At 41.7% G+C, this 14,707-nt stretch carries 13 protein-coding genes; 2 read left to right on the forward strand and 11 right to left on the reverse strand.

The features are described from left to right. Positions 1–13 precede the first annotated feature (13 nt). The 8 genes from R3D86_08895 to R3D86_08930 form a co-directional block, all read right to left on the reverse strand. Entirely contained in the window at positions 14–1,258 is a 1,245-nt protein-coding gene (locus R3D86_08895) for an AAA family ATPase (GenBank protein MEZ5758324.1), read from the reverse strand. Positions 1,259–1,280: 22 nt separating this feature from the next. Then, positions 1,281–1,973: a CpaD family pilus assembly lipoprotein gene (locus tag R3D86_08900; GenBank protein ID MEZ5758325.1), complete on the reverse strand. Its 693-nt coding sequence runs from the start codon at positions 1,971–1,973 to the stop codon at positions 1,281–1,283. Between the two features lie 10 nt (positions 1,974–1,983). Then, positions 1,984–3,420: a type II and III secretion system protein family protein gene (locus R3D86_08905; protein ID MEZ5758326.1), complete on the reverse strand. Its 1,437-nt coding sequence runs from the start codon at positions 3,418–3,420 to the stop codon at positions 1,984–1,986. A gap of 21 nt (positions 3,421–3,441) precedes the next feature. Beyond that, positions 3,442–4,353, reverse strand: a complete 912-nt coding sequence (gene cpaB / locus R3D86_08910; GenBank protein MEZ5758327.1) for a Flp pilus assembly protein CpaB — start codon at positions 4,351–4,353, stop codon at positions 3,442–3,444. Positions 4,354–4,377: 24 nt separating this feature from the next. Continuing rightward, positions 4,378–4,911, reverse strand: a complete 534-nt coding sequence (locus R3D86_08915) for a prepilin peptidase (GenBank protein ID MEZ5758328.1) — start codon at positions 4,909–4,911, stop codon at positions 4,378–4,380. A 115-nt stretch (positions 4,912–5,026) separates the two neighbouring features. Beyond that, positions 5,027–5,212, reverse strand: a complete 186-nt coding sequence (locus tag R3D86_08920; GenBank protein ID MEZ5758329.1) for a Flp family type IVb pilin — start codon at positions 5,210–5,212, stop codon at positions 5,027–5,029. Between the two features lie 120 nt (positions 5,213–5,332). After that, on the reverse strand, positions 5,333–5,509 hold the full coding sequence (locus tag R3D86_08925; GenBank protein MEZ5758330.1) for a Flp family type IVb pilin: 177 nt from the start codon (positions 5,507–5,509) through the stop codon (positions 5,333–5,335). A gap of 266 nt (positions 5,510–5,775) precedes the next feature. Then, complete coding sequence (locus tag R3D86_08930) at positions 5,776–8,001, reverse strand: histidine kinase dimerization/phospho-acceptor domain-containing protein (protein MEZ5758331.1); 2,226 nt, start codon at positions 7,999–8,001, stop codon at positions 5,776–5,778. 327 nt (positions 8,002–8,328) lie between these two features. Here R3D86_08930 and R3D86_08935 point away from each other — a divergent pair, with 327 nt between their 5' ends. After that, entirely contained in the window at positions 8,329–8,820 is a 492-nt protein-coding gene (locus R3D86_08935; protein MEZ5758332.1) for an Lrp/AsnC family transcriptional regulator, read from the forward strand. 48 nt (positions 8,821–8,868) lie between these two features. Here R3D86_08935 and greA read toward each other — a convergent pair whose 3' ends face one another. The 3 genes from greA to carA form a co-directional block, all read right to left on the reverse strand. Further along, on the reverse strand, positions 8,869–9,342 hold the full coding sequence (greA, locus tag R3D86_08940; GenBank protein ID MEZ5758333.1) for a transcription elongation factor GreA: 474 nt from the start codon (positions 9,340–9,342) through the stop codon (positions 8,869–8,871). Between the two features lie 111 nt (positions 9,343–9,453). Beyond that, the gene (gene carB, locus R3D86_08945; protein ID MEZ5758334.1) at positions 9,454–12,696 is read right to left on the reverse strand and encodes a carbamoyl-phosphate synthase large subunit; all 3,243 of its coding nucleotides are present in this window, start codon (positions 12,694–12,696) and stop codon (positions 9,454–9,456) included. Then, the gene (gene carA / locus R3D86_08950; GenBank protein ID MEZ5758335.1) at positions 12,689–13,861 is read right to left on the reverse strand and encodes a glutamine-hydrolyzing carbamoyl-phosphate synthase small subunit; all 1,173 of its coding nucleotides are present in this window, start codon (positions 13,859–13,861) and stop codon (positions 12,689–12,691) included. The genes carB and carA overlap by 8 nt, the downstream gene beginning before the upstream one ends. A gap of 322 nt (positions 13,862–14,183) precedes the next feature. Between carA and R3D86_08955 the strand changes: the two genes are divergently transcribed. Further along, positions 14,184–14,636: a GatB/YqeY domain-containing protein gene (locus R3D86_08955; GenBank protein MEZ5758336.1), complete on the forward strand. Its 453-nt coding sequence runs from the start codon at positions 14,184–14,186 to the stop codon at positions 14,634–14,636. Positions 14,637–14,707 lie beyond the last annotated feature (71 nt).

Here is a 14,707-nt window from a genome sequence, read left to right on the forward strand (position 1 = left end):
CTTAAAGGAAGAATTACTTCTTCTTAGTTAGTCCAATCTTTTCAAGTAGTCCGGCGGATTTTTCTTCAGATTGCCCTCCGGTAATACTGTCACAAATAGTGTGGATTTGTTTTGCAATTTTGCTGTGTTTAGCTGAATAGGCAAGAATTTTACCACTTTTTGCTACCTGAAGCATCAGCTTGCTATCAAGAGGGATTTCCCAATCGATTTTTCGCTCAATAGTGGTTTCGAAGTCGTTCTTACTTACTTCAACCAGACCAGGACCACTCATTTTATTAGCAAGGACACGGACCTTAACATGCGGTGCAACCGTTTTGCAGAATGCCAAAAAGCGCACAACATCACGGGTGGCTGACAGAGTTAAGTCAGTAACCAGAATAACCTCATCAGTCTCACTGATCAGCAAAGGATAATCCGCAACAATTGTTCTAGGCAGGTCAAGAATGACATATTTGAAATTATTGCGCATTTCGACCAAAAGATGATTTAAAGCGGCAGGATCAGTATACGAGGGGTCATTCAGCGGAGCTTCCGATCCCAGAATGGAAAGATTTTCACTTTCCTTGATCATTGCGCGTTCAATAAACAGTCCATCTACCCGGCTTGGATTTTCCAAAGCATCCGTTAATCCTCTGCCTGGCTCCAGATCAAAAGTAAGTGCTCCAGTTCCAAAATGCATATCCAGATCAACCAGAGCAGTTTTCTGTTTTCTTTCATTGGCCAGAATCCAGGCACAGTTGGTCGCAAGCGTACTTGCGCCCACTCCACCACGAACACCAATGAATGATATTACTTTATCTTTATTTTTATGGTCTTCGGTTGGCGCGGCTTCAATAGGTGCTCTTAAAGTATGTTCAGCCGCTAAAAAGGCGTCTCTTAGCTGATCAGTACTGACGGGTTTAACCAGATAATCCTGTACACCACTCGCGATCATATTCCGATAAAAATTTATATCGTTGACCTTGCCGACGGTAATAACCATTGTTCCTGGCTCACAAACTTCTGCAAGCGCATTTATATCTTCTTCAGGATCAATTGAATTTGAAAGATCAACCAGAAGAAATTGCGGTGAACCAATTGTTGCTAAGGTACGAATAGCGCTTTCTATGCCACCTGTTTTGACTTGTGAAGTATCCCATTCACGTTCGCTTAAAACAGGTACAAGCTGCTGTGTTGTCTCATCGTCACATAAATAGGCGCCAAATATCCTACTCTCACCAGACTTAGCGTTTGTTTTTATTAAATTTTCTACACTCATGAGTTTTCTCTGATCAATAATTTTAGTTTGAACCTATATCAGCAGGTGCGACAACAGTTGTTCCATTCTGATAGCGTTCAACGGCCCGCGCTGTACGTTCAGTATTTGGTGTTCCTCCTTTGGCACCAATAACCAGATCGCGAGGATTGGCAATCATCAATCCCAAATTTGCCTGTGATGCACAACCAAGGTTATTGAGTGGAGCATTTTCATAGTTTGGATATGACTTTTGCGACCAATCACCACATTCTGGTGGAGTCACAACATATTTTGAAACCAGAAGGCGACCTGAATTGTTGCCGGGTTCCATTCCAAATGGTGTAACTTCGGCAGAAAGATAAAGTCCGCTTTTTTTAAGCAGCCCGGAAACATAAGCCATACGCTTTTTATCGATTTCGCTGATATTGCCATTTCTGTCCAGCGGAAAATCCATGCTGAATTCATCGCCATATGAAATATTAGCCGATTGCAGAAAATGATTGAGTTTGCCAATCTCCGTATCGCTCAATTCTACAACATCATTGTTAAATTGAATGTTGTAAGGAATTCTAACCATTTCTACTTCATTGCGGGTTTGTTGCTCAACCCCGCTGAAATTTGCCATTTGGCTTGCACAACCGGTTGTCAGAAAAATACAGGACATACCGAGAATGACTGATTTTGTAATGGTTCCGATATGATTGTCGGAGAACTTGTTATTTATATTTTTTTTCATTTTCTATCTCCTATTCCAACATGAAGCCAGCGGCACTTTTTAATTTTTGACCGCCTGCTTCCTGCACAGGTTCCGGTGTATTTGGTGGTGTGCTCGCATAAGACTGTCCGTCAAGATATCTTTCCTTGTCACTTGGATATCTGAAATTATCCGTAGGTAAATGCATCTTGTCGTCCTGAGTTGGTTTCACAATGTAAGGTGTGATAATGACGACCAGTTCTGATTCCTGACGGGTAAATTTGCTTGATTTAAATAATGCGCCGACAACTGGAATGTCTGCAAGCCACGGAAATTTAGTAAGATCGTGAACGCCATTATTCTGTATCAGTCCAGCAACAGCAAAGCTTTGACCGCTGCCCAGTTCAACAGTTGTTTCCACACGACGAGTTGTTAGAGCCGGAATATTCAGCCCTTCGACAGTGATCGCACCGGCTGATGTAATCTGGCTTACTTCCGGTTTTAGATGTATATTTATGCGGCCGCTATCAAGGACAACCGGTGTAAAGTTAAGGGCTACACCGAATTCCTTATATTGAATGGAAAGACCTTCCCTCTGAAAAACCGGGATAGGATATTCACCACCTGCAAGGAAGCTGGCTTCTTCACCTGATAAGGCTGTCAGATTTGGTTCAGCCAATACGGAAATTACACCTTCTTCTTCAAGGGCATCTACAATGAAGTTGAAATCTAGATTGCCAACAGGGAAGCCGCCACCGAGGCCTGTAACTTCGGTAAGATAATTTTTCATTGGGGATACCGGAGTGGTAAACTGATTAGGGACAATGTCGAATACATTTCTTCCCTGAACCATACCAATTTGTGCACCACCGGATGTTGAAAGAATATTTTCCCAGTTAAAACCGAGCTGTTTCATTGTTTCACGACCGATTTCGGCTATGCGTACTCTTAAGTTAACCTGTATAGGTGTGGCAATTTCGAGCTTGTTAATAATCGTACTTTCATCGCCAATAAATTCTGCGGCCATTTTTCTTGCTTCTTCAGCCTGTTCAGGATTTTTAACATGACCTGTCAGGATCAGGAGGCCCTCATATGATTCAACATTAACTACGGTATCAGGCATAACTGTATGAATGGCCGCTTCGAAATGGCCAAGATTGTGATTTACAGAGACATCACCTTCATAAACGACTTCGTCATTATTTGAAATGGCGTAAACTGTTGTCTGGCCTTGTTTTTTTCCAAAAACATAGGCAAGAGTAGGCGACTTTACCTGAATATCGGCAATATTTGGGTCGGCTATGAAAACATTATCCACGGCTTTGTCAAAGCGAATGAGTGTGCCTTTGCTGACTTCTATATTTATATGTTTATTCTGAGCACCGAAAGAAGGCACCAACCCAACAACCACGAAGGAAAGAGCGACGCAAATAACGACCATCGCATTCTTTATCTGTGCTTTCATATTCTTCGTACTATTTTTTATCATTGTTATTATTCCTAGCGGTTATTATTTGTTGGGATCTGTGAAGACCAGATCTTCTATTTTATCGGCTCTGACGATTTTTACGGTTTGCTTTTTGCCACTGCCTGTGCCGGTACCATTTTGTTCCGCAATGACTTTGCTTACTTCGTCAGCATAAGTAACATTGCTTCTGCTACTCTCTGAGTTCTTAGCAATTCCCATTGTGTCGTCCCCCTCAACTGCCAGACTTCTAAGAGAAAGTGACAATTCACCCATACGGGACATTAAAGCGATTTTTTCGGCCTGTTTGGGCAGAACTTCAAAGGTTGCTATTTTCCCGATTGATGGTGTGTTGGTTTCATTTGTCATCTGGGTATCAATAGCCAGAACACGAATGTCTGTAAGCACTGTCTCTGCCGCCTGTATTTCTGTCTTTCCACCTTCCTTGCCTGGAACGTCTTCTTCAACATCATGGGTAAGAAGAATATCGACAGAATCGCCAGGGAAAATAAACCCGGATAATCCAGTACGTGAGTTAATGGCAATTGATACTGCTCGATACCCAGGTTTTAACACAGCGGCCATGAAGCCTCTGGAGCCTGGTTTAACCACGCGGCCGTTTAAAATTGGCTCACCAGCAGCAATTGGAGTCTTGGCAACTGCGCCAATAAATGTCTCCATCTGACCGTTCGCAGTCGCATCTGATTTTTTCTGAGTATAATTTTCATTGATATTATCCCCTGGCCATGATTGCCATGTCAGGTCTTCTTTTTTTAGAAAATGACCGGTTGGCACATCGTCTGCTGCAACAAGCACCTGTATTTCAGATGCAACCTGCTGAACAATTGTGGTTTTTGCAGCTTCTGGTGCTGAAATCAGACTTCTGGCCAAAAATGCCGTTATGCCCGCGACAATAAGTGCAGCTGTTATGAGTATGATGCTTCTCGTGTTTATCATTTTCCTGTTATCCTGTTTGTGGCTCTAATTGAGCGCCTGGAATAATCGATAGGCGACATAAAGCCCTCCTATGGAAATCCCAACTCCATAAGGAATATTATTTTCCTCATGATCCAACTCTGCTAACTCTGACATAGAAAAGTTTATTTTTTCTGAAGATTTATGCTGAGAAGTGTAATTTTTTAAATATCTGAAACTTATTATTAACAGTGCGAGCAGCCCGCCAAAGATCGTTGTAATTAATAGAAATTCTAAAATAAGTGATGGGCCTGCCCATAGGGCAATAGCCGGGATTAATTTGACGTCCCCTCCGCCAATATATCCGCGCGCAAATAAAAAAACCAGGAATGAGAATATTAGAATTGAAATTCCAATTGACCAGCCAATTGAGACTAAGGTGACCTGGAAACCATCAAAATAAAGTGCTGCAATGAATATTGGATATAATAATGCAACGCTTAAACATAGCCTGTTGGAGAGGATAAAATAGCGAATATCCGATACGGCAGCCCAGATCATGAGGCAACAAAAAATAGTTATGATTAAATTGGCAGTCAATTCGTGTTCCAGAAAGTAATTGCATTATATTTTCTGGAAGGATGATAAACGGCTGCTCTTAAGATATGGTAAAATTATATAGAAGTCGTATTAATTTAAGATCACAAAGTGAAGATTAATTCTGCGATTCTTCAATGGCGGTTCCAACAGTGGTCAGGGTGTTTTTGAATTCACCACCGATTGTTGATAGGGCTCCTGTTATAGCCAAAGCAATTAATGACACTAGCAATCCATATTCAATAGCGGTTGCGCCTGTTTCATTGGATAATAATGATTTTATTTTCTGCCTAATGATTTTCATGTTTTTGCCCTGCCCTGGTTGGAGAAAAAAAGGCCCTGAATACTCATGATGATGTATACAAGGCCTTTTTTGAGAATTTATGAATAGATGATCTACCCATTATTAAAAGCAAGAATGCTATTAGGTATTAGCATTAGTGAGTTCTGTGCCTACGCTTGAAAAAGTTGTTTGTAGTTGTGGGCCAATAGCTTTCATTCCCGCGATGCCGGCAATAGAAATCAAAGCAGCAATCAGACCGTATTCGATAGCTGTAGCACCTTTTTCAGACTTGCGTAGTTTTGCAAATAGTTTAGTCATAGTTCTTACTCCATTTATGTCTATAGTATGCTTAGTTAAATTTAAAATATCACGTTTGCAGGGTTCATTATGGATTGAGATTATGAATAAATAGTTAACAAAATATTTTTTTTATCCATATATTACAATGTGTTAGGTGATAATTTTGATTTAAATTTAATTAAAAATTTATCTATACAGAATTGGCAATAAATAAATATTCCCCGACTTTTATCAGTACTAATGTTCTCAGAATTAAAATTACACAGTAAAATAAGGGTGTTATATCAGATTGGATATGTTGAAATGGTCATGACAATATGTGAAATCTTTCCATCATGAGACATAGTTGACAGCTCGCCGCCGATTAATTTTGCAATGTCCTGAGCGACAGATAATCCAAATCCAGCCGCTATTTTTGTTTCAAAATCTGCTTTATTTGAAGTTTTTCCGTCTTCTTTCCGGTGTAAATTATATGTTTTCTGGAATAATTCGGCGGCGTTTTCTTCATTTATAGTCTGATTTACCAGGGGTATTTCAATTCTCACCTGAGCATTGCTGTTGACGAGGACTGACATATGGAGTTTATCGCCAATATCAGCATGTCGCGTAGCAAAGGTAATTATTTTAATGAGGCATAATATAATGCAATGTTTATCATTATAAAGAATGACATCAATATTATCATCAATACCGGTTACATCTATTTCCTTGCTTTCGAGAATCGGTGCGATGGCTGACATAGCTTCCTGAATAACGGATTTAAGCGAAAAAGACTCAGGTGAGGGTTCAATAAGACCTGCTTCAAGCTTGGCAGAATCGAGAATATTATTAACAGCCTCCTTCAGGTGGTTTGCGGCATTGATAATATCTTTCGTATTTTTCCGATACTGGTCACTGACCGGTCCCCACATTTCATTATCAATCATTTGGGAAAAGCCGATAATGGCATTAAGGGGTGTGCGAAACTCATGTGAAAGATTATGAAGCAGTTCCGAGGCCACTTCATCTTTTTCCTTTTTATCTAGATCACCAGATTTAGATTTCTTGTTGCCGTAACTTGCATCATTATCCTGATCATATGATGCTTCGTTCGTCAGATTTCCAGAAAATTGAGGAAGATGTTTAACATTATCACTATATTTTGTTTCTTCCAGAGGAGTTTCAAGGATTAGCGGTTCATCAGTATTTTCACCTTCTTCGTCATCCGGCTCGCCTGAAGGTATTTTGTCACTGATCTGCTCAAACTTGCTGTCATCAAGATGTGCGCTACCACGGAACCCTGTAAAACGACCATTATCAATATCGAAAGTGGCTATAGCACTCAGCCGGAAGCATTGGAATACATTTGGGGAAATTTCAAAAAGAAATTCTTCGTCCCTGAATGGCTGACGCTTTTCAAACAAGGCAATAAAATCATTAGGGTCCCCTTCTGCGGCACCTTTTCTTCGCCACAGGCAAAGAAAATCTTCACCATTCATGGCTTCCGGCGTTTGAAGAAACACAGATTCGGCGTTTTCGGAAAGATATTTTATATTGCCATAGCGGTCTATTTCCCAGAACCATTCGTCAGAAATAGAAGTGGGACCTGATTGAGGCGCTTCGTGATCAAGCACAAGCACTTCTTCATCCTCGGCGTCTTCCGATAATTCAGTGTCAACTTCATGTTCAGATATTGAAGCAGCTTCTATATCCTCTTCGAGGTCTTCCTGCTCAGGAAAATACTTCTCAACATGAATCTCGCGATCCGGCTGCTGCTTCTGCGCTGCATCCTTCTTTTCCAAAATTGACGTAAGACTTATCGGTTGGTTTTTACGTTCCTGATCACTTGAGTGTTCCTCGGACTGACTTTCTACATTATCTTCTTTTTCGACTTCGTCTTCTTGTTTTTGTGGAAGGTCAGTATCCGTCAAACCGGATTTTGTATTTTTCTTTGACCTTAAAACCTCAAGAATATTTGCTGTTGCATCTTCGTTCAAGACAGTTGAGTTTTGCTGGGCTTCTTCAAGTTCCTGCAGGCTTATTTTTTTGCTTTCGGCGACACTTTGTTGTTCAGGCTCAATGCGGGTTGATTTTTTCCGCATCTTGTCAAGCTCACGTCTGAGTATAGGGGAGAGGCCAAATCTTTTACCAATATGGTCCCGATGTTCATCAGATGCATATTTTATCAGATAAAGAAGCTGCTCTTCTTCGATCATTGCTTCTTCGAGTAATGTGCCAGAAACTTCCACCACATCCTCACTGATCAGTTTAATCAGTTCTTCCGGTGGGTTATCAATTGTCAGAAGAATATTGGCCAGTTCTTTGCGTATGGTAATATCAACGTCACTGATCAGCTCATTGATAATTTCAATAAGCATTCTGACCTGATTTTCAGATTCCATTGGGCGTTCCTGCAGGAACAAATCGCAGATGTGAGAAAACAGAAGAGTTCGGCTTTCAACAGAATTATCCTCTGCAAGTGCCAGTAAATTCCTAATCCTGTCATCAAATTGTGCTTTTTTCTGCACCATTTGCCCAATGCCCCTTTGTGTACCCGTCTCAACAAACTGCCATAATTTGAATAAAGGATCAATTTATCAGACTGTATGCTTAAGCACCCAGACTGTGAAAATTCAATTAAAGCCTTCTCCGACGACTAATATAACCGTTTATGATTCTCATATCCAGTGAAAGCTATGGTTAACGCCAGAAAAATATAAAAAATCAGGAAAAGGATGATTTTCTAATAAAATTATGTATTTGGATTAAATAGTGATATAATATTTCGTGCAGAGTAATTTTTACTTAGCAAAAATTACAAAACAAAAAACCAGTGAAAGGCTTGCAAGAAGTAATATATGCAACATATCAAGCTTGATAACATCGATCTTAAGATATTACAGATTTTACAGGAAGAAGGTAGAATTACCAATGTAAAACTTGCTGAGAGGGTTGGGATTACTGCTCCACCATGTTTGCGAAGGGTAAAAGCACTCGAGGATGCGGGATATATTCAAGGCTATCATGCAGATTTAAATCCGGAAAATCTTGGATTTAATCTGGTTGTATTTGCTTTAGTGGGACTTCATAGTCAGGCTGAAACGGATCTAAGGGCTTTCGAAGAGCTTGTGGCCGGATGGCCAATGGTCAGGGAAGCCTATATGCTAAACGGGGAAATCGATTTTATTTTAAAAATTGTTGCGCGCGATCTTAATCATTTTCAAAAATTCCTAACTACCCATCTGACACCCGCTCCAAATGTTGAAAGTGTGAAAACTTCTTTAAGTATTCGCTGCGGAAAGCATAGGCCTGGAGTTCCTTTTACGCCTGATTCTGTATTTCCTAAATAAAAAAGCCGCTTTAATAAGCGGCTTCATTAAGAGTATTTTTAGCAGAGATCAGATAAATTCAATTTTGACGATTTCATAATAAGTTTCGCCGCCAGGTGTTTTAACCTCTACCTCGTCACCAAGATTACGGCCAATCAAGGCGCGTCCAATGGGGGAACTGAATGAAATTTTTCCGGCACTGACATCAACTTCATCAACACCGACAATCTGGTAAGTTGATTCTTTATCATCTTCATCGGCAATTGTTACAGTAGAGGCAAAAACCACTTTATTTCCCGAAAGATCTTTTGGATCAATCACTTCAGCACGGCTCAGACTGTCCTCGATCATCTGGATGCGGCCTTCGATCATACCCTGCTGTTCCTTTGCAGCATGATATTCGGCGTTCTCGGAAAGGTCACCGTGAGCACGAGCTTCTTCAATTGCTTTAATAATTGCAGGTCTTTCAGAATGTTTCAGGTTTTTTAATTCCTGTTCCAGTCTTGAGTGGCCTTCAATGGTCATTGGAACTTTTTCTACCATTTCTTTTTTCTCTATTCCAAAAAAATAATTCAGAAAATAGTGGCACAGTTGTTCGAAAGACACAATTGCGCTTTTTAAATTTCTGCAGTTTTAATTAAAAATTTTAATCAATCACATATAAGACTGAAGGGGTTTAACTTCAAGAGAGGAAGATTTCAAGACTTTTATTGCTTCCATTGCTGAAATTGCTCCTCTTGAGGTGGTATAATAGGGAATGTTCGCCTGAAGAGCAGTCCGTCTGAGTTCATAACTGTCTTTGATGGACTGAGCGCCTTCTGTCGTATTAAAAATCAAATCTATTTCATCATTCTTAATTGCATCGACAATATGGGGCCGTCCTTCAAGCACTTTATTTATGCGGGTTACGTCTATGCCCTGCGCCTGTAAATACTCAGCCGTACCACCCGTAGCGATAACAGTATACCCCATACCAATCAGCTCTCTGGCAGGTTCAACCATTTTTGCTTTGTCGCGGTTTTTGACCGAAATAAAGACATTTCCCTTAAGGGGCAAATGGGTGCCGGCAGCAATTTGCGATTTGAGAAATGCTTTGGCGAACGTATCATCAAGACCGATCACTTCGCCGGTTGAGCGCATTTCAGGGCCAAGAAGAATATCAACGCCCGGAAAACGGTTAAAGGGAAGGACAGCTTCCTTAACCGCAACATGACTGGTACGGTAGCTTGGAATATCAAAATCTTTCAATTTTTCACCTGCCATCAAACGGGCGGCTATTTTTGCGACTGGCGCGCCAATGGCTTTGGCAACAAATGGGACAGTACGACTGGCCCTTGGGTTTACTTCAATCAGATAGACGACATCGTCTTTTACAGCAAACTGGACATTCATCAGGCCCTTAACATTAAGGGCAAGAGCCAGTTTTGTTGTTTGCGCTTCCAAATCTTCAATAACGCTGTCTTTAAGCGAATATGGTGGAAGTGAGCAGGCGCTGTCACCTGAATGGACACCAGCTTCTTCAATATGCTGCATGATTGCGGCAATATGAACGTCTTCACCGTCACACAAGGCATCAACATCGACTTCAGTTGCACCGCCAAGATAGCGGTCAATCAATACCGGACTTTCCCATGAAACGCGAACGGCCTCTTTCATATAGCGTTCGAGCGATACTGTGTCATAGACAATTTCCATAGCCCGTCCACCAAGCACATAGGATGGGCGGATCAAAATAGGATAACCAATACCCTCTGCAATTTTTACGGCTGCTTCGGTTGTGGTCGCCAGTCCGTTATCAGGTTGTCTGAGGCCAAGGTTATCAACGAGGTCTTTAAATCTCTCGCGGTCTTCTGCCAAGTCAATTGAATCTGGTGAGGTCCCAAGAATAGGTATATTGGCGTCTTGCAATGCATGGGACAATTTCAGTGGTGTCTGACCACCAAACTGAACGATCACACCCACAACTTCGCCATTTTCCTGTTCTTTTCTGATCAGGTCTATAACATTTTCAGCCGTTAAAGGCTCAAAATAAAGGCGGTCTGATGTATCGTAGTCAGTGGATACAGTCTCCGGATTGCAGTTGACCATTATGGTCTCATAATTTTGATCACTTAAGGAAAATGCGGCGTGACAGCAGCAATAGTCAAACTCAATCCCCTGACCAATTCTGTTAGGGCCTCCGCCAAGAATTACTATTTTGCGGGCATCTGTCGGTTCCGATTCACATTCACTTTCGCCGGACGCGTCACGTTCATAGCTGGAATAGAGATAAGGCGTTTGTGAAGCAAACTCAGCGGCACAGGTATCTATACGTTTATAGGATGGATAAATACCAAGAGACCGTCTTTTTTCTGCAACGTCATTTTCCTCTAAACCACAAAGCTCGGCAAGGCGTTGATCTGAAAACCCGAGGGACTTAAGTTTCTGAAGTTCGAGTTTGTCTGTTGGCAGTCCATTTTTACGGACGTCTTTTTCGGCATCTGTGATTAATCTGATCTGATCTATAAACCATGGGTCATATTTTGCGATAGCATGAATTTCAGCTGTGCTCATACCAAGACGTAAGGCTTGCGCCAATATAAGAATTCTATCCGCTGTTGGGACTGCCAGTGCGGCCTTAACCGCGTTTATGTCACCAATTTCAGGATCGTAACCGGGTATGTCAATTTCATTTAACCCGGTCAGATCAGTTTCCATAGATCTAAGGGCTTTTTGAAGACTTTCAGGAAAACTGCGGCCAATGGACATGGCTTCACCAACGGACTTCATTGCTGTTGTAAGTGTTGGGACGGCTCCGGGGAATTTTTCAAATGTAAAGCGGGGAATTTTTGTTACGACATAATCAATTGTCGGCTCAAAAGAAGACGGCGTTACACCGGTAATTTCATTGGAAAGTTCGTCAAGCGTATAGCCGACTGCAAGCTTTGCGGCAACCTTTGCAATTGGGAATCCGGTCGCTTTTGAAGCAAGGGCAGAAGACCGGCTTACGCGTGGGTTCATTTCAATAATGATCAGTTCACCATTCTCCGGATTAACGGCAAATTGCACGTTTGATCCGCCGGTTTCCACACCAATTTCACGAAGCACTGCGATCGATGCGTTACGCATGATCTGGTATTCTTTATCAGTCAGGGTCAGGGCGGGTGCTACTGTAATACTGTCCCCGGTATGTATGCCCATCGGATCAAAATTTTCAATTGAGCAGATGATGATACAGTTATCCGCTGTGTCACGGACCACTTCCATTTCATATTCTTTCCAGCCCAATACAGATTGCTCCACCAGGACTTCATGGCTCGGGGAGGCATCAAGACCGCCCTTAACGATCTGAATATATTCTTCTTTATTATAGGCAACACCACCACCTGTTCCCCCCATGGTGAAACTTGGCCTGATAATACTGGGCAGTTTGATATATTCCAGTGCATCCAGTGCTTCTTCAAGTGATTTTACCACCCGGCTTCTTGGTGTATTTATATTGAGACGTTTCATGGCGTCTTTGAACAGCTGTCTGTCTTCGGCCATATTGATGGCATCAACCTTGGCACCAATCAGTTCGACGTTATATTTTTCCAGAATGCCGGCTTTATCAAGTTTTAAGGCGGTATTAAGGCCGGTTTGTCCACCCATTGTCGGCAAAATAGCATCCGGTCTTTCCTTGATAATGATTTTTTCAACCATTTCCGGTGTTATCGGTTCCACATAGGTCGCATCGGCAAGATCCGGATCAGTCATAATTGTTGCCGGATTACTATTTACAAGGATAACTCTGTATCCTTCTTCTCGCAGGGCTTTGCAGGCTTGCGTTCCCGAATAATCAAATTCACACGCCTGTCCTATGATAATCGGGCCTGCGCCTATAATAAGGATGGAATTTATGTCGGTACGTTTAGGCATGGTTTAAAATCATTTCCATAAAGCGGTCAAAAAGATAGTGGCTGTCCTGCGGCCCGGGGCTTGCCTCCGGATGATGCTGAACGGAAAAGGCTGGCTTATCCGTCAGTTCAATGCCGCAGCATGTTTTGTCAAAAAGGGATATATGGCTCATTCTTACGCCATCGGGCAAGGTTTCCTTGTCAACCATGAAGCCGTGATTCATTGAGGTAATTTCAACTTTATTTGTATTAAAGTCCATAACCGGATGGTTTGCACCACGATGCCCCTGATGCATTTTTGAGGTTTTAGCACCAACAGCAAGACCAAGAATTTGGTGTCCAAGACATATACCAAATAAAGGTATTCCTGTTTCCAGCAGTTTATTGATTACTGGAATTGCATATTGGCCTGTAGCTGCAGGATCACCAGGGCCATTTGAAAGAAAAATTCCGTCCGGTTTATAGGACAATATATGCTCAGCTGTAGCATCGGCTGGCACAACGGTCACTTTTGCACCCGTCGAAGCCAGACACCTTAAAATATTGCGTTTGATACCATAATCAACGGCAACAACATGTGCTTTTGGTTTTTCCAGTTTCCCATAGCCCTTTTTCAGGGTCCAGCGAACTTCGTCCCAAGTGTAATCTTCTTTGCAGCTTACCTCAATCGCAAGATCCAGGCCTTCCAGGCTGGGGCATTCTTTGGCGCGGGCGGTAAGTGCAGAAATATCGAACTTTCCTTCCGGATTAAAGGATATAATACCGTTCGGGGCACCGTTTTGTCGAATGTACCTAGTAAGCTTTCTTGTATCAATGCCAGCAATGCCTGTTAAATTTTGCTTTTTGCACCAGTCATTCAAATGCCCGGCAGATCTGAAATTGGAAGGTTCCGTAATATCCTGGCGAATGATTAGTCCGCGTGCATATGATCTTCCTGCTTCTTCATCTTCGGGGTTAGTACCTACATTGCCGATGTGAGGGAATGTGAAGTTGATTATCTGGCCGGCATAGGATGGGTCGGTTAGAATTTCCTGATATCCGGTCATTGACGTATTGAAACATACTTCACCGACTGTTTCGCCGATCCGGCCAATTCCAAATCCCCAAAAAAAAGTTCCGTCTGCCAGCACTAATACGGCTGTAATTTTTTCGTGTGGAGGGTGATTGGCGTTCTTTTTGTCCGTCATGAATAATAAGACTTTATATAATTAGATTGCATTAGCATTATGCTGCGGCGCAATTGCAGCTTATCTGTTCTAGCATATTTCAAAGCTTGCACTTGGAAATACGTAAATTGTCGGGACCATAATAAATAGCTTGGCTTACGTCAAGGGAATATCTTGAGAATAACAAATAAATTTAATCGTTTAAAAACAATGACTTATAATATAATTTGCTGTTGCATTATTTTCTGAATTCGGGTAGAGTCTCTCTTTCCTGTAAGAAAAAGCCGACCGACTTTGAGATGTCAATCGTCGGCGTTTTTGTAGATTAAGGATATAAAACAATATGTTGCGCGATAAATTTAATTCTGCGATGAAAGAGGCAATGAGGTCAAAAGACCGTCGCCGCCTTTCAACCATCCGTTTGATTATGGCCGCGGTAAAAGACAGAGACATCTCAGTTCGTACCGAATCGGATAGTAAAGTAGGCGATTCTGAAATTATTGATATTCTTTCCAAAATGGTAAAACAGAGGAATGACAGCATCAAAGCCTATCAGGACGCGGGTCGTCTGGAGCTAGCAAAACAGGAAGCTGATGAGATTGAAATTATTCAGGAGTTTCTTCCGAGACAACTGGATGAGCAGGAAATTGAGGCCGCTGTCAAACAGGCAATTGAAAAAACATCTGCTTCAGGTCTAAAAGATATCGGTAAAATTATGGCGTCCCTCAAAGGGGATTATTCCGGTCAGATGGATTTTGCAAAAGCCAGTGCCATGGCTAAAGGGTTTCTCTCTTAAACAGGAATTGAACGGAATAAAAATCTGTTCTAAAATTTCTGACTGTTATTTTTTGGACTTTTAAGAACCTG

The sequence above is a fragment of the Emcibacteraceae bacterium genome (genome assembly GCA_041396985.1).
Classification (GTDB): Bacteria; Pseudomonadota; Alphaproteobacteria; order Sphingomonadales; family Emcibacteraceae; genus Pseudemcibacter.